The organism is Bradyrhizobium erythrophlei, assembly GCF_900129425.1.
Taxonomy (GTDB): domain Bacteria; phylum Pseudomonadota; class Alphaproteobacteria; order Rhizobiales; family Xanthobacteraceae; genus Bradyrhizobium; species Bradyrhizobium erythrophlei_C.
On the sequence record NZ_LT670817.1, the window covers coordinates 808,229 to 824,836 of the forward strand.

14 protein-coding genes and 1 pseudogene are annotated in these 16,608 nt (G+C 54.8%); 8 read left to right on the forward strand and 7 right to left on the reverse strand.

The annotated features are described in order from the left end of the window. Nucleotides 1-136 precede the first annotated feature (136 nt). The 5 genes from B5527_RS03935 to B5527_RS03955 all read left to right on the forward strand — a co-directional run bounded on the left by B5527_RS03935 (nt 137) and on the right by B5527_RS03955 (nt 8,069). Entirely contained in the window at nt 137-1,357 is a 1,221-nt protein-coding gene (locus tag B5527_RS03935; protein WP_079600111.1) for an epoxide hydrolase family protein, read from the forward strand. Between the two features lie 316 nt (nt 1,358-1,673). Continuing rightward, complete coding sequence (locus tag B5527_RS03940; protein ID WP_172842474.1) at nt 1,674-4,772, forward strand: SIR2 family protein; 3,099 nt, start codon at nt 1,674-1,676, stop codon at nt 4,770-4,772. 87 nt (nt 4,773-4,859) lie between these two features. Further along, entirely contained in the window at nt 4,860-5,702 is an 843-nt protein-coding gene (locus tag B5527_RS03945) for a toll/interleukin-1 receptor domain-containing protein (RefSeq protein ID WP_245332492.1), read from the forward strand. A 518-nt stretch (nt 5,703-6,220) separates the two neighbouring features. Then, nucleotides 6,221-6,982 carry a hypothetical protein gene (locus B5527_RS03950; protein WP_154071993.1) on the forward strand — a complete coding sequence of 254 codons (762 nt, stop codon included), beginning with the start codon at nt 6,221-6,223 and terminating at the stop codon, nt 6,980-6,982. Continuing rightward, nucleotides 6,972-8,069 (forward strand): pentapeptide repeat-containing protein, encoded by a 1,098-nt coding sequence (locus tag B5527_RS03955; RefSeq protein WP_079600115.1) that lies wholly within the window; start codon nt 6,972-6,974, stop codon nt 8,067-8,069. The genes B5527_RS03950 and B5527_RS03955 overlap by 11 nt, the downstream gene beginning before the upstream one ends. A 56-nt stretch (nt 8,070-8,125) precedes the next feature. Here B5527_RS03955 and B5527_RS03960 read toward each other — a convergent pair whose 3' ends face one another. After that, nucleotides 8,126-8,326, reverse strand: a complete 201-nt coding sequence (locus B5527_RS03960; RefSeq protein ID WP_079600116.1) for a hypothetical protein — start codon at nt 8,324-8,326, stop codon at nt 8,126-8,128. Between the two features lie 640 nt (nt 8,327-8,966). Here B5527_RS03960 and B5527_RS46075 point away from each other — a divergent pair. Further along, nucleotides 8,967-9,116 (forward strand): annotated as a pseudogene (locus tag B5527_RS46075) (antibiotic biosynthesis monooxygenase family protein); the annotation flags it as partial. 538 nt (nt 9,117-9,654) lie between these two features. Here the strand turns inward: B5527_RS46075 and B5527_RS03975 are convergent. Then, complete coding sequence (locus B5527_RS03975) at nt 9,655-9,915, reverse strand: hypothetical protein (protein ID WP_154071994.1); 261 nt, start codon at nt 9,913-9,915, stop codon at nt 9,655-9,657. A 588-nt stretch (nt 9,916-10,503) separates the two neighbouring features. Between B5527_RS03975 and B5527_RS03980 the strand changes: the two genes are divergently transcribed. Together B5527_RS03980 and B5527_RS03985 are read left to right on the forward strand one after the other, a co-directional pair. Beyond that, nucleotides 10,504-12,054: a flagellin gene (locus B5527_RS03980; RefSeq protein ID WP_079600119.1), complete on the forward strand. Its 1,551-nt coding sequence runs from the start codon at nt 10,504-10,506 to the stop codon at nt 12,052-12,054. Between the two features lie 113 nt (nt 12,055-12,167). Next, nucleotides 12,168-12,563 carry a flagellar biosynthesis repressor FlbT gene (locus B5527_RS03985; RefSeq protein WP_079600120.1) on the forward strand — a complete coding sequence of 132 codons (396 nt, stop codon included), beginning with the start codon at nt 12,168-12,170 and terminating at the stop codon, nt 12,561-12,563. A gap of 302 nt (nt 12,564-12,865) precedes the next feature. On the opposite strand, the gene B5527_RS03990 is transcribed toward B5527_RS03985, so the two are convergent. The 5 genes from B5527_RS03990 to B5527_RS04015 form a co-directional block, all read right to left on the reverse strand. Next, nucleotides 12,866-13,906 carry a dipeptidase gene (locus B5527_RS03990; RefSeq protein ID WP_197689271.1) on the reverse strand — a complete coding sequence of 347 codons (1,041 nt, stop codon included), beginning with the start codon at nt 13,904-13,906 and terminating at the stop codon, nt 12,866-12,868. A gap of 387 nt (nt 13,907-14,293) precedes the next feature. Continuing rightward, nucleotides 14,294-14,800, reverse strand: coding sequence for a universal stress protein (locus B5527_RS04000; RefSeq protein ID WP_079600122.1), 507 nt, complete (start codon nt 14,798-14,800; stop codon nt 14,294-14,296). A gap of 272 nt (nt 14,801-15,072) precedes the next feature. Beyond that, nucleotides 15,073-15,519 carry a hypothetical protein gene (locus tag B5527_RS04005; RefSeq protein ID WP_079600123.1) on the reverse strand — a complete coding sequence of 149 codons (447 nt, stop codon included), beginning with the start codon at nt 15,517-15,519 and terminating at the stop codon, nt 15,073-15,075. A gap of 19 nt (nt 15,520-15,538) precedes the next feature. Then, nucleotides 15,539-15,835: a hypothetical protein gene (locus tag B5527_RS04010; protein WP_154071995.1), complete on the reverse strand. Its 297-nt coding sequence runs from the start codon at nt 15,833-15,835 to the stop codon at nt 15,539-15,541. Between the two features lie 26 nt (nt 15,836-15,861). Further along, complete coding sequence (locus B5527_RS04015; protein ID WP_079600125.1) at nt 15,862-16,389, reverse strand: hypothetical protein; 528 nt, start codon at nt 16,387-16,389, stop codon at nt 15,862-15,864. Nucleotides 16,390-16,608: the final 219 nt, after the last annotated feature.

Sequence of the window (16,608 nt, forward strand, 5' to 3'; positions counted from 1 at the left end):
GGAGGACGCCCCGACGGGAGCTTCGACCTAATCCTGATCCTTAAACGTCCTGACGGGCCGCTCTCGAACCCCACGAGCACCAAGACAGTGGCGGCGGGGAATAGCGACCAAACTAGATCGCAAAACAGGACGCTGAGTGCGTTATCTGGTAGCTTTTGGTCGCGGCGCCTTTGTCGCGCGACTTGAGGATCAACTGGTCATGGCCCCTCAGACGTTTGTGCTCAATATTCCCGATGCAGCTATCGCCGACCTGAAAAACCGCCTTAGCCTAACTCGCTTCCCTGATACCGCCCCCGGTGAGCCATGGGCCTACGGCAGCAGTGTTGAGTATATTCGTGAACTAACGACTTACTGGAACGACCGCTTCGATTGGCGCGTTCAAGAAGCCGAGTTGAATGAGTTTCCGCAGTTTAAGGTGCCATTGCACGACATCGATCTCCATTACTTGCACGTTCCTGGAGTCGGGCCGAACCCATACCCGCTACTTCTAATGCACGGTTGGCCGGGCTCAGTTTTCGAATTCCTCGATATTATTCCTCGCCTGACCGATCCCGCTCGGTTCGGGGGCGACCCGAAGGATGCTTTCACTGTCATTGCACCGTCGCTACCCGGATATGGGCTTTCCTTTAGGCCGGGACAGAAGCGGTTTGTTCTGCAAGACATTGCCGACTGTTTGCACGACCTGATGACGAAGGTGCTCGGCTTTGAGAAGTTTGCAGCGCAAGGTGGCGACTGGGGTGCCGGGATTGCCTCGCTCATCGGACAAAAATACCCATCGTCTGTTTGCGGCATCCACCTGAATTTGTTATTCGCCCCTCGCGACAAGATCCCCGCTGGCCAATCAGAACAGGAAACTCGCTACAGCGAGCAGCTTGCGCACTGGCTTAAAGAAGAGACCGGGTACCAACAAATTCAGGGAACTAAACCGCAGACACTGGCCTTCGGCCTCACGGATTCCCCCGCAGGTCTCGCCGCATGGATCGTAGAGAAATTCCGCTCATGGTCTGATAATGACGGAGTGCCGGAAAGCGCCATCAGCCCCGATCGCATGCTGGGCAATATTTCCCTTTATTGGTTCACGGCTGCAATCGGTTCTTCGTTCTGGCCATACTATGGGCGTCTACACTCGGGTTGGCCGATCTCACCAGATAAACCGATTACCGTTCCAACAGGTTATGCTGCCTTCCCGAAGGAAATAATTGTGCCGCCACGCTCAATCGCTGAAAAGACTTACACCAATATTCAGCGCTGGACCGAGATGAAAAAGGGCGGTCATTTCGCGGCCATGGAGCAGCCCGCCGCGCTCGCCAATGAGATCCAGCAATTCTTCCGTCAACTTCGCCGACCTGCGGCTTAATTTGACCTACGGCGGCGTGGAAGGGTGATACCTTAGAAAAGGCCCCTGTTATCGCTATTTCGCTTGGCCCATTGGGACCATTGGGTCGCCGCTGGATAAGCCAAAACCGTCGTTTTGATTATATACAAGCTAGTCTAAAGTTGGGTCTAGATGCCGTGCCTTTCCTTTAAACCGGTGATTGAGGGGCGTATCGAGCGGCCATGCCTCAGTAAGTATGATCGCTCCCGGCGTGCGCGCACTCAAAAAGCATTCTACTGGTTGCGACATGCGTTCGTTGCTATTAATAAGCGACGGAGATGGTTGGGGGGAAGCGCCTATGTCGATTGCGGCGGACATCCACTATGATGAGGCCGCACTGCTTGAACGGCTCACCACGGGCATTCAGCGCTCAAACCAATCAGTCATATTCCTAGTAGGTTCAGCTTTAACTGCACCGATCAGGGAAGGTGTGGCAGGCGTTCCCGGTGTCCGTGGAGTGATCGACCTCATAAGGGCAGAGTTCGACGCTACACAACAGATCGAACTGGAGAGACAACTTAGCGCCAATGCCAACCCATATCAGGCTGCCTTCTCATTTCTTCTAGGTCGGCGCGGGCAGCAAGCAGCCAACCAAATTATAAAACGAGCCGTGTGGCAAGCTCGCTCCGCCGTTGCTACTAAACTCGCTAGTTCATTCTCACTTGGCGAAAACACGCCCGATGATGTCTGTCGTTCTCTCGATGCTGATCTGGACGGTTGGAACCTTACGCCCGGAGTAGAGGCAATTGGTGGACTGATCGCGAGATACCCTGATCACTTCGGTCGGGCAGTGTTAACGACCAACTTTGATCCGCTTTTGAGTGTCGCAATCGCTCAATCAAGAGGAACTTTTTTTCGAACCGTCCTGCATCGCGACGGTAACTTAGGTCAAACGGAAGGATCTGGCTGCCATATCATTCACCTGCATGGTTATTGGTACGGCGCAGACACGCTGCACACTCCCCGCCAACTAAACCAATTGAGACCTCGTCTAAAGGCCTCCCTCAGCTCGTTGTTGAAGGCGAAGACCATTGTCGTATCAGGATATGGCGGCTGGGACGACGTTTTCACCGACGCTCTGATGGAAGTCGTATTAGATGACAACGCATTTCCTGAAATAATTTGGACTTTTCATTCGGCTTCCCCAAAGCCTGATGAACGGCTGATTGCAAAATTAACTCCCGGAATGGATCGAGGACGCGTAACACTCTATTCGGGTATCGACTGCCAGAGCTTCCTCCCAAAGCTACTGGCAGGTTGGGAGATGTTGCGGCCCACAGAAAATCCATCGGTCGAAAAATATCAATCGCGTGAACTTAAACTCCTGGCGGCCCTTGATAATGTTGAGGATCAGTTAAGCGAAGCCTCTGCGATATTAGAGGGTGGCGAAGAAGACCGACCTCCGCAGAGCGACATTTGTGTTGGCCGCGAAAAAGAACTCGACGAAATTACTCAGTCTTCACAACGGGCCTGCTTCATTACTGGTTTTGGCGGGCAAGGGAAGTCTACAGTAGCAGCGAAGTATTTTACAATCGCACAGGAAACTGACGCGTTTGATCTGTTTGTTTGGAGGGATTGCAAAGAAGAGGGGGAAAGATTTGAAAACCAAGTGATCGATATAATTATTCGGCTGTCGGAAGGGACCGTTTCCGCGAACGAACTATCTCAGCGGTCGATGGAGACGCTGGCAGAATTGCTTGCAAAGCTAGGAGGCGCGAACAGAATACTTTTTGTTTTTGATAACGTCGATCATTATGTCGATCTTGAAAATCAGAAGCTCACCGGCAATGCGGACGCATTCCTTTATGCATTTTTGAACCTAACATCGGCCTCACGACTTGTTTTCACGTGCCGCCCTGACATGCGTTATCAAGACCAGAGGATATTGACCTTAAGCATTAGTGGATTGAACCTACCGGCCGCTATGGAGTTGTTCGGAAAACGCAACGCTCAAGCGCAGCCTGCTGAAATTCGAGAGGCCCACAAGGTTACAAATGGACACGCCTTTTGGTTAGATCTGATTGCTGCACAGACCGCTAAAAATACACCAGACCTCAGACTACGGGATATTCTAGACCAAATTATCCAAGGAAGCGGCACTTTGCCTGCTTCGACATTATCCACGCTGGGTTCGATTTGGGAAACTCTGCACGACCGGCAGAAAATCGTCTTGCAAACGATGGCCGAAACAGTGCGCCCAGAAACGGTTCTGACGGTGGGCGACTATCTTCGTGGGAGAATTAATTTTAATCAGGTCAACCGAGCGATAAGAGGGCTGCGCGACTTGAACCTAATCGTCGTAAAGCCGAGACGCGGATCTGAAGACCTTCTTGAACTGCATCCGCTGGTGCGAGAATTTATTAGGCGCACGTTTCCTCTTCAGGAACGGATGAGTTTTATTGATGCAATTATTCAGGTCTACTTACGGTTTATGGGTATTCATAAACAAGAGACGGAACGCTCATATAAGGTTTTGGAGCATTGGACGGAGAACGCCGAGTTATACGTTGAGGCTGGAAAGCTTGATGCTGCTTTCAACTGTTTGGCGGAAGTCGAGGCCGATTTTTATAAGAGCGCCGCTCCGGGCGAATTTGCCCGGGCAGCGAGAATTCTTTTCCGTGCCATTAACTGGTCAGAGCACGCTTCCTACAAACGCTTTGACAGGGTGTTCAACGCTTTCTTCAAAATTCTTGTCAATTTGGGGCGTACAGAAGAGTATCTGAAGCTGATAGAGCAATACGGCGAAACAGTCCCAACAAAGGATGTTAGGTATATTAACTATTGCGACTTGTGCTGCATGATGCACTGGACGCGGATGGAGTTCAGCGAGGCAGTCGAGTGGGGAGAAAAAGGCAAGGAATTGAAAGAAAAGACAAACGTCGATACCCAATTTTCCACCGAACATAATTTGGCACTCGCACAGCGAGACTATGGACGGCCTGATACTGCGATCACTGCTTTTCTCAAAGGCGTACCAATTGAAAAGGTAATTGACGCCGACGAATTCGACGAAGAAAAAGATCCTTCGTTCTACGGAAACGTCGGTCGTTGTTTGCACCTGACGGGACAAATCGATCCGGCGTTGGTTTGCTATAGAAAATCCGCTTTGTTGCTGCAAAAAGTTCGAAACCCGCATGTCGAAAATCAAGGCTTTGTCAGAAGTTGGATTGGGGAGCTCTTGGTAGCAAAAGGTGACTTCTGTTCTGCGAAAGCGTTCTTGCAAGCGGCCAAATCAAAATGGAGAATGGTTGCTCCGCAGCGGGCCCTCCTTCTAGACGAGAAGCTGAGGGAAATCGAAAGCCAAACGCGCCACTGCAGTCCTCTAAACGCTTCAAATTCGGAGCGATATGTACTCGCTTGGATCAATGAAAGGCAGCAATACTTTGTTGGTATATGAACCATCACTTCAGGCCTTTCTGTGCGCTCGCCGTAAGGTGACAGAAGCTCATCGAGGATAGGGTCAGACTAACTGGGGGCCAAACAGGTGCGCGTTTTTATAAGCTGGTCGGGAGAACTCAGCCGACAGTTGAGTGAGGCCATTCGTGATTGGCTTCCGAGTGCCCTTCAATCTGTAAGGCCTTACTTCACCCCAAGCGATATAGACAAGGGAGCCAGATGGGCCACCGAAATCTCTGAAGCCCTTTCCGCATCGAAAGTTGGCATAATTGTTCTTACCCGAGACAACCTTCGGAGCAATTGGATAATGTTCGAGAGTGGTGCAATTTCATCAACTCTCGATAAGAGCCGAATTTGTCCCATCTTGTTTGATCTCGAACCAACTGATCTCCAGGGGCCACTTGCGCAATTTCAAGTAACCCGATTTGCAGAAGATGATTTCCGAAAACTGTTCCACACCATCAACTCGCAGTTGGGGGAGCACAGCCTGATTGAGAATGTCGCTCAGGCGGTATTCGATAAGTGGTGGCCAGATCTGAACGAAGAGCTTTCGAAGATAATGCAAGGACATACGGCAAAGGCCGATGTTCCTAAAATTCGATCGGACCGTGACCTTATCGAAGAAATGCTGCTGTTGGTTAGGGGACAAGCTGCGGCCCGTTCTGCGAAGTACGAGGGGTCTACGATGCAGCAATTTGCAGGTTTACTCAAATATGTCGTCGATGAGGATTGTTGGGTTAACGCCGACGAATTTAGCAAGAAATTGGTGAGCCTGAGCAATTTTACCAAGGAAAGGTTAGCTGAAGGCGAAAGTAAGAATGCAGTCCTTAGGGATTTGGAGGAATTGGTCAAGCGCACGCGACCGCTGCCCGGTCGGACGAGGGCTAAATTGACGAAGCCCGCCGCTGATGACGACGACATACCATTTTGAACCCGTGTCCTAGGCGTTTGGGGCAAATCGTATGCAAGAGAGCATCTTCATACATCTCAAGCCCTATGACTGGCGCCACAGGCGGCTCCACGGGACCTAAAGGCCGAGCGTTTCCGGCAACCGAGGGAACGCTCAGGCTGAAAGTGAACTACCGAGGATGTTCTGACCGCCTCGAATACGGTTAGTCGCAGCACCGGCGTTAGGATGAAACATGACAATTATCTTGTGCCCGGTGTGTAAGGGAAAGTGCCTGTGCGTCGCATGTGATGGGCGAATGGAAATCTATAACGAAGGCAAGAAGGAATGGCTGACGTGCCCGGTATGCAGCAGCCAGAATAAGAATGTTTCGGACAATGGCGTGTGCCAGACTTGTAGAGGCATCGGCACCATTGACGACACCGCACCTCTGCGTGGCGTTTCAGTCTGAAATCTGTGTACAAAAGCAAGCAGCTCGTTTTGCGCGTGCGGTGACCATTTTACAGCTACAATGGGTGACGGGCCATGGAAGGAAACTTTTGATGCCAACAGACTACAACTCGCTGCCCAGGTTGCTGGACCTCAGGATGCGTGTTCGCGAATGTCCCAAGAATGAGGATCATAAGGACGTTCGCGTTGACCTTCGGATTGATCGCGCGGAAATCGATGGCCCTGACGGTGCGGTTATTTCTGTTCAATTGCAGAGAGCAACGCTGTCCATGGACCTTTCCGGCCTAGAAGCCGTACCACAAACTCGGTTTGGAGAACCGGTCCTAGAAAATAAGATCGTCGAAAAGCAAACGACGAAAGTAACGACGAACCTTGATGGAAAAGTCGGACTGCACGCCGGGGCTGACATCACCAAAGTGGTTCCAGTAAGCCTACGACTAACGGCAGACGCATCAGCGGAGGCTAAAGCCGTTTCCGTCTATACGGCAAAGCAGGAAATCGCTGAGTTCCGCGTCAAAGCGCGCGGCGGAGATACATGGGAGGTCAGCGAGCCACGTACAAAGACCTCTGGCATGGAGGAACGAACGCTGGACGGAAGCTACTTGTCGGATGAGGTCCTATGTAAGGTTGCGACACAGAGAGGAGCGAATATGCTGAGCGTCGAGATGACGGCCTTGGCTAAGCAGAAAGAGATGACGCTTGAACTGAAGAAAGGGAAGCTGCTGCACACGTTCCTGAGCGTCGGCCAAGAGAAGTTGTTCAAGATTTTGGTAGCAAAGTCCTTAGGCCTTGAAGGTAACCCGTATGCAGGGATCGTAAAGCTATCGCGGTCGGAGATCGGTATTGAAGATTAGTGCTTTTGAAACAGAGGCTCTTCCGCCCGATTTTTGGGAACAGGCGCAACGGTTCCTCTCACTGAAAGAAGGCAACTTTATTGCGCAGGTGGACCATCTCGGCTGGGATCGTTCTCGCGACTTCAGGCATGCAGACCTTGCTGGCATCGACTTTTCAAATTGCGACCTGCGTGGATTTGACTTCAGCGGATCAGACCTGCGGAACTGTTACGGGACGCGAGTAAAGTGGGATGCGACGACCATATTCACCCGCGCCGACGCCAGAGGTTCGTTGTTTGAATACGCAATACAGAAGGCCGACTACTTCGACACTCACCCTGAGGACTACGAGACAGTCAAGCGGCTCGCTGGTGAGATATGGACTAACGCCATTCTAGGTGTTGAAGAACTGCTACAGCGAAACAAGAGGGGAGGATCGTCGCTGAAAATTGCTCAAGCTGTTTTTGACGAGACTAAGAGCACAGTTGTTCGCTCCGACATCCTTCGGTTTATGCGAATTGCCAGTGAGAGCGAAGAGGAGCACAAAGCGTTCATATTCAACACATTCGCGCGCTTTTCCGATCAACAATCGATTGTGGTTGCAGGCATCAGGGCGCTGGCCGGGTTCTATAGGGACGATATCGTAGTGTTCAACTGGCTACGGTGCTTCCTTAGGAGCGACAACAAAGACTCGAGGCGCGAAGCATTCAAAGGACTCATCGCATCGAAGCATTTCTTACGCGGTATCGGCGCGCTCAGGGACTATGCGATCAACTCCGGGGACAGCCTTACCCGTCGAATGCTCCTGGGTAGGTTAGCAGCAATCGCTGGTCCCCGTTACGTGCGCGCAGCCAGAGACACGGACGTCGAAAACTACTTGGATTTTATTCGGCCGATAACCCGAAGGAAGTTGGAGGACATGGCGCTTAGAACCCTAACTCTTCAACGCCTTAAAGGGCGTGAGGAGGCCACCAGTCACAATGTCACGGATGCTCTACCCCCCGTTCGCATTCAAGACAGCGAGATTAGTGAAATGGCGCGCGATTTCAGACAGTATCTTTCCGCTCTCAAGCAGCAGTACAAAATACCCTTCGTATTTGACCTGTAACGCCCCCGCTGTCGATCTCCAAGAAAATGGCGGCACTTCGGCCATAGTCTTTCTTCCTATCGGCCGAAACTCTGCCGGATAGCTTCCGCGTTTTCGCGCACGGCCTTGTTGGCGAGGCTGATGAAGATCGGAACAGCAACGATCAATAGTAAGCCCATCACTAAACGCGAGCGGCTCATAAGGCGCTTTGGACGCTTGATGTAATGGACGTTTGAGCGGTCGCGCTTCTCTTGTTGGTGCTGCTTTTCACGCGTCAAGCGATCCAGTCCCGCATTGGTTCGATTTTATTTGCTGTTCTCTATTTCAGCTATCATCTTCGTGAGGCTGTCGCTGTGCGACCGAAGTTCCGCGAGCTTATCTGTCCGTTCTGCTCAATTATTATGTCCAGTTTCCCAGCGGCCTTCTTTTCCCACTCGGCATTTCCAATGCCGCTAACGATATCTGAGATCACGGAAACTACCGCTGCTACAGTTTGCACAGCAGTATATGGATCGACAGCCCGGCCGGGACTAATCAGGAGAACTAACGTTAAGGGCAACGCTAGACAAAGTGGTCTGAAAAAAAGTTCATGCAACGCCACCCGTCCTGCAATATGATACATAACGGTATTTACTCAGCCTTTGGTTGTCTAGCTGTATTTCCTTTTATTTGCTCGCTCGTCGGCTTTCGAGAACTTCCCGGAATGGAAAGATGGGGTGGTCGGGATGGCGCAATGGAAGCCTTGGCCGCGCTCGCGGCGATAATTTCTGGGCTACAATCCTGAAGGCTTCGGAGCTTGCGAGATGGTAGCAGCAAGTGGTAGCATTCGCGAAGCAGGCAAGCTGATTTGTACCCGTTTTATCGGTGTTTCTGTGAGCGCGCGTCGTATCCCCTAGGGAGTGTCACCGCCGACGTTGGTATGCCCTTGCCGAGGGGTCCAAAGCAGCTTTCGAGCAAGTCTGGCTCTCGCGCGACAGTCGTCTCGACAAGGCGCCGGGCTTTGTAGCGTTTCACCTTCTCAAAGGTCCGGAAGCTGAGCACCACACGCTAGCAACGAAGCGCCTGATACTCCGGGATAGAAGGTAGTGAGTGAGGTCCCTACGCCATCGGCGTGGCAGGAACGGTTCAAGCGCGGAGCGCTACCGGCGGGCGTGGGCGCTCACATGAAGCGCTTTGCTGCCAAGAGGAAGATTAACACTGAGCCCGACGTCACTACGACCGCTGTCATGTTGAGCGCGCTGCATACGGCCGTCGATAGCACGATTGGAAAGCGCCCTGCGACCGCTTGCTTTGCGTGTTCGTTCTGGGATTTCGATCGTTTCTTGGTTGCCATATGAACCCGTTGAGGGGGCAGGCTGCATTTGCAGCCTGACCCTGACGCTTCCCTGTCGAAGTTGATCTTCGATCGTCCGCCACCGTCGCATGATCCAAGGCCCAAAACCTTAAGTACCGTGGTAAACTGGAAATGACTGCGGGTGATAGTTTATGAACTCTATGCGGACCGAGCGCCCGAATAAGACGCTCAGTGAGGTCCTTCACGTGCTCCGTTTTTCAGCGGTCCGTTGATGCCGAGCCCGTGCGCATCGCGGCCTTTTCAATGCTGCGCTCAAACGTCGCGCGCTCCGAAGGGCCGTGCACTGGGGATGAAGCGCCACCTCGCGGTTGTCAGATGCAGCGAAACCTCCGGCGGTGCATAGAGGCTGTTCAGCAGCATTTTCATATCCGCCATGTTCCGCGTCGGCTGACGCGTCTCGGGAAGCCGCTCAAGCGCGATCAAGGCAGTCGCGAGGGCCTCCCCGATGATGAAGTCATCACGGCCTGTCACCGATCCCAAACTGGCAGTTTTTGAAGAACTCATATCGCGCACCCTTTGTCAGCCCATGCGATACTGGGACTGTACCGGATTGCCCGGCCTGAAAGAGGCTAGCCTCGTCTTGCGGCGTTTCAAAGACTTCGGGAACGCCAGTAACGCACCTCGAAGGCTGAGCGGTCAGGACGTCCTACCTTTCTATAGAACGGGGCGGCGCACATGACGCTTACGGAGCGACTTGGCTTCATAAGTGCCAGACATCAATGTCCGAGTTCGGGAGCAAACCGGAAAACATGTGCTCGTAGCGAGTATTTCGCCTTTTGAGACCCGTCTCGGACTTCGGCAGGAAAATATTTCACCGGACCGCTCTCAAAGCTTTCCCGTAATCGGTTTACCGCTGCTCGGCGGCAGTCCGACTGTTCGGGTTGGCAACACTTCTTATCTTCGTCTGTTACACCACCCGCCCAAGGCTACCAATTAACCGCGCGTTAGCTCTGTACTTTCACCCTCGGTTAAGCATGAGCGTAAGAGACAATCATCGGTTAAAAAACACAAATTCAATTTCAGGCTTTGTTAGATCTTTCCCCTTTTAGCTAGGGCGTCAGTCAAAGAATTGACCCAAAAACCTAGAAAGGGAATTCTATCATGTCCGGTATCGTCCTCTCGGCATCCGTTCGCCAAAATCTTCTCTCCCTGCAGTCGACAGCTTCGCTGCTTGCGACGACCCAGAATGACCTCGCCACCGGCAATAAGGTCAACTCGGCGCTCGACAATCCCACCAACTTCTTCACCGCGCAGGGCCTCAACAACCGCGCCAGCGACATCAACAACCTGCTCGACAGCATCGGCAACGGCGTGCAGGTCCTGCAGGCCGCCAACACCGGCATCACCTCGCTGCAAGGTCTGGTCGCCAGCGCCCAGTCGATCGCCAACCAGGTGCTGCAGAGCCCGGTCGGCTATACGACCAAGTCCAATGTGACCTCGACCGCCATCACTGGCGCCACGGCGAACAACCTGCTCGGCCCGGGCACTGCTGGTTCGGTCACCGCCGGTGCTGTCGCCACGACCATCAATTTGGGTTCTTCGGGCTCCATAGCCTTCAGTGTTGCGGTCGATGCTGGTACGGCCAAGACCATCACGCTCAGCTCCGCAAATGTTACGGCGTACAACACGGCAAACGGTACTTCGCTCAACGCTAACAGCCTGAGCGCATCTGATGTCGCCAACCTCACCAACTACCAGTTCGGGTCCACCGTCGCTTCGGTTTCAGGCGGCAAATTGGTGTTCACTTCGGGCACAACGGGTACGAGCTCCAGCGTCACAACCACCGCCGAGGTCGTGACTGGCGGGGCCACCGGCACGACCGGCGTCGCTGTGGGAACCAACGCCGGCACGAACCCTTCGCTCCAGGGCGAGACGCTCACGATTGGCGCCACCGGCGGCGGCACGGCGACCAGCATCACCTTCGGAACCGGTAACGGGCAAATCTCGACGCTCAATGCGCTCAATACCGCGCTGGCGGCGAACAACCTGCAGGCCAGCATCAGCACGACCGGACAGATCAACATCGCGACCACCAACAACGCGGCTTCGTCGACGATCGGCACGATTGGCGGGACGGCAGCAGCAAGTGGTGCGGCTTTCAACGGCTTGACGGCTGCGGCTGCGGTCGCTGATCCGAACTCGCAGGCCACACGCGCCAGCCTGGTCGCCCAGTACAACAACGTGCTGCAGCAGATCAACACCACGGCGCAGGACTCGTCCTTCAACGGCGTCAACCTGCTGAACGGCGATACCCTTAACCTGACGTTCGACGAGACCGGCGCTTCGAAGCTGGCGATTTCCGGCGTCACCTTCAACACCGCCGGCCTCAGTCTCTCGACGCTTACCGCGGGCACCGACTTCCTCGACAACAACTCGGCCAACAAAGCGTTGACCGCGCTGAGCAACGCCAGCACGACGCTGCGCTCGGAAGCATCCGCGCTGGGTTCGAACCTGTCGATCGTGCAGATCCGCCAGGACTTCAACAAGAACCTGATCAACGTGCTGCAGACCGGCTCGTCCAACCTGACGCTGGCCGACCCGAACCAGGAAGCGGCCAACAGCCAGGCGCTGTCGACCCGGCAGTCGATCGCGGTCTCGGCGCTGGCGCTCGCCAACCAGTCCCAGCAGAGCGTGCTTCAGCTCCTGCGCTGATCGCTCCAGCAAAAACGACATTGAAGCGGCGGGGGGAACCCCGCCGTTTTGTTTTAGCAAAGTATTAACTAAACCGATGCCAAATCGAAGTTCTTTGAACTAAGGTTTGACATATGCCACTCAGATTTGACCTAGGACCATTCGAGAGTTTATTTATCGGCAAGAGCGTACTCACCAATCACGGTGACCGAACAACGTTCGTTCTGGAGGGTGAAATCCCCATTTTGCGTGCGAAGGATGTGCTTTCGCCTCAATCGGCGGCAACTTCTCTGGAGAGGCTTTATTGCTGCGTTCAACAGATGTACCTCGAAGATGATGTGGAAAAATATCGAGGGTCATATCTTGCACTGGCGGTTAAGGCGCTTTCCGAAAACTCCAATCTCCACGTCGATCTTCAGACCGCCGACCAAATGGTAAAAAGTGGTCAATTCTACAGGGCCTTAAAAGGTTTGAAAAAGCTCATTGGGGCAAATTCATCTTCTGTCCAAATGGCTACTGCTCGCAAGTAGACAGCTCGGCTAACAGACTGGCTTTCAAGACGGTGCCACCGTCTTTGAGGTCGGGTTCTGGCACAAAACGGACATGCCGATGCAGTCGCCGGATGTCCGCTGAGGGATGAACAGACCTAGCTAGGACATGGTCCAAGTACGACAAATCCAAGTTTCGCGCGAGGAGGGCGTCCTATCATTCCAAGGCAACGACCCTTCTTGCGGCAGGGGTTCGAGGTAGCCAGACGATGAAGCACGACAAGACGGTCTGACGCTTACGCCACGATTTAGTAGCGTGCGAGAGCCCAGAGTAAAGTCTCAGGTCAGCCGACTGCAGCACGAAAGACGCGCATATAGTTGCCGCCCGCAATGTTTCCGGCCTCTTCGGGCGTGAAGCCGCCGCGCAGCATCGCCGCGACCAGATGCACCCACTGCGAGTAGTCTTGCAGGCTGCCGGGGGTGACTTGCTGGTCAGTGCCGACGCAAACGTGCTCTACGCCGACGACATCGGCCATTTCTTTCAGGCCACCGACATATTTTTCGAGGCTCGGAAAGAAGTGCCAGATGCCGATTGCGCCGCCCGTCTCGGCAATTGCGCGTGCGTGGTCGCGGCTGATCTGTCGTGCCGTGAGCGGCGTCGGGCCCATCGCCGGAGAGCCGGAAAGCGCGGTGTGGGACAAGAGCAGGGGCTTGGTCGCGACTTTGACCGCCTGCTTCACCGTGTCCTCGGTCGCATGCGCGACGTCGCAGACAAATCCGAGCCGGTGGCAAGCGCGGACCACCTCGGCGCCGTACGAGGTGAGCCCCTGATGCGTGACGACGCCAGTCTGGAAGTCGCCGATGTCGTTGGGCGTGTAGTGCACGAGCTGAACGTGCCTGATGCCGCGCTGATGCGCCTGCTCGAGCCGCTCGAGTTTTCCCTCGAGGAAGTCGAGCCCTTCCACGTCACCCACGATCGAGGGGTGCCCCGCTGCGTGTGCGGCCTCGAGATCGGCTGCCGAAAGTGCGCGACGCAGGCCATGGTGGGCGACCATCTCATCCACCCAATCGAGGCGCCCAAGATGGTACTTGTAGAGCTGGCCCGGCTCCGGCGTGCGCAGCGCGCCGAGGACCCCGGCCGCATTTCTGCCGAGGATGGGACCATCCGGCACGTCTGCGAGGCACGCGACCGCCAACGATCCCGCCAGCATCCCGTTTGCGAGGGCGTCATTGGGAGGCGCTTGAGACGTAATTCCACTCGTTCCGCCATGCGTGTGGACATCGACAGAGATGGATTTTCGCAGCACGTCGAGCGCGGCAGAGGCGGTTTCGGCCGTCTGGGCGGCGGCGGTCGAACCGCGCGGCCCCACGCCGCCGCCAAGCATCGCGCCGACCGAAGATAGCACCGTACTCCACATCCACTGTCTGCGCGTGAGCGCGTGGCCGTGGCAGATACCGTGACCGCAGCAATCCATGCCGTCCTCCCGAAGTTGGGCTGGCGCGCCTTAGCCGCCGCGCTTCAGTGGTCGATTGAACCTCAGGGCGCCGCCCGGTTCAACAACATCCTGCAGCTTATGGTGCGCAGAAGTTTGACCGTCTCCCGACCATCAGGGCAGAACCGGGTTAGCTTGCTGGCTGGGTTGATACAAGAGTAGTTCGGTCCTCGCGGTTCTGTCAGGTAGCGCGAGGAGGGCGTTCTACCTTTGCACCTTGATAGAATTAATTCGTCGATCGCGCTTAATGGCTTTGGTTTTGGCGCAGTGTGGAACACCTTATTCGCTTGGTAGTATCGAAGCGGTGTCTGAGGTGGGCTTTTCACCCGGCTGCTTCAGCTGCTCAAATTCATCATCGCTGATCTCCGTTTGACCGACCAGAATGCTGCAGCGGAGGCGCTTGACCAGGTAACTGCCGACAGACCCGAACCACCATCGGGCTAGCAGCCCTTGCGGGCGATGACCAACGACGACGAGTTGCGCTCCTATTTCCTCGGCGACATCTGCAATTGTTTGCCCGGGATCTCCCGTTTCCAATCGTGCGGTGGGTGAAAAACCCAACGCCTTGAGACGCTCCACGCCTTCCGCAAGGGTGGCTTTGTAATTTGCCGTTTGTTCGTCTATCGGAATGGTAAGCCCAGCATCAGGGGTCACGATGTAAGATAGCTCTACAACAGCTAGCAGGAAAACCTCGGCTCGGCATAGCTGCGCGAGCTTGGCTCCCTCTCGCAACGCCCGCCGTCCTTCGATTGAGCCGTCATAAGCGAGAAGAACCTTCCTATACATGAGGCGCTCCCATGGATTTGCCGCGAAGATCAGCCGGTGAAGACTAGCACTAGTCGACTAGGACGGATCACAATGTTGACCCTAAGCAAAGGGGTGAGCTGGGGTCAGCTTCATGCCCCGATAGGCCGCTGGAAAAGGTGGCAGCTTGTCACCGTCACGGTGAGTGCGAGCCCGGTAGGCTCAGTTCGGTTGAGATGTCTAGACGGGGCTACCTTGGCACCTTGCGAAGAAGCTGCAACAGATCGCTGTCGGTTGTGAGCGACGCGCATTAGTCATCGTAAATCGAGCCAAAACCCTGCCATCGGCGCACGTGCCACCGGATGACAATGCTCGGCCAGCCGTATCGCATCTCTAAATGTTCGGGTGCAAATTGGCACATTTTCGAACGCGACGACGAGTGCCTGACATCCGCCCCGTTCGAAATCACGCCAGATGTACCAAAACTCGCCCCGCCGTTCGATCTCCAAGTAGACGGCATGCCTCTTGGGGCAATCACGATCAACGAAACAACACTCAAAACCAGTGCCGTCAGTGCTCGCCCTCCAGCCCCACGACTCATATGAGTCTGGGTAATCCTCTAACCCGCGAACCAAATCTGGGCCTGCGACGACAGCTCCCTTCGCTTCTCTAGGAAAATGTTCCGGCAGGACGGCCTGCGCACGGTCGATGAAGCACTCGAACAGTTGTGGCGCCACTTCGTCGGTATGCAATACGCTCATTTATATAGTCTCCTGTTCTTCAGTTAATCTTGCGCACGTATCCGCGCACCTGCTCCTTGTAGCCCCCTCGCGTGAGGTCGCGGACGCGCACCGCTGCCCATCCGAGCTCCGCCATGAGCTTAGCCAAGCGCCGGTACGTACCCGCTGTGCGGCTGCACTGGGGCACCTCAAGCATGTCTAGGATCGTCTGGCTGGTCACGCGCTCAAGGCCATCAAACTCAACCTTGCCGCGGACACGCTGCAAAGGTGCCAGCCATGGATCGGCGGGCGCCTCAAGTTCAACTCTGGCCGCTTTTAGTTGTCCTAGCAGTGCCATATGACCTCCCGAAGTGGCGACGCCCTTCAAGCAGCAGACCGCGAGCATCCGTAACTTGCCATGAGTTGCTCGTATTCTTTTGGTGGTGCCCAGAAAGCGCTAGGCGTCATGCCCTCAAGCGGGCGAGGTCGGAAACGCCTTATCAAAGTCTGGTCGTTTTCTAGGTTCCACAGCCCTTTTTCCACCGCGAGCGCCATCAACCCGCGGGCGAAGTCGTCGAACGATGGGTGCTTTTGGACGTCATAGCCTTGTCTAGAGAGCGACCGGGCGTAGAAGCCAACGACGCCCTTCAGACCTCTCGCGTCTCTGTAGTCCCCTACATCGGCATGCGAGAGAGGAAGTGGCGGCGCATCGGGCGGGCCGTTTAGAGCAAACCATTCGCGAGCGCGAAGTCGCGCAACCGCTTCCTTCTTTTGCGTCGCAATGGGGTCGAGACCCCAAACGAAACCTCCGCCTGTGACCGGGTTGTCGCAACACTCGCCGGGTTTGGCATTCAGTTCGGCGAACAGCCGGTCGACTTCGTTCTCTATCAGGCTCTTAAAATTGGTTGCCATGCGAGTTCTCCTATGAGCGCGCCGACGATCTGCCGGCAGAAATGCATCGATAGGAGGAGTGTTAGCCGCGAAAACTTATGACTTTATTCGGGATGGGTGGGCTGTTGAATATTAAAATATTGTCACCTTGGCACGGTGCCACAGACGGACATTATCGGTGGTTCCGCCGCCAGCGATCTGTCTCGATAATGTCTGGTCTAATTATTTGGAGGCAGATCC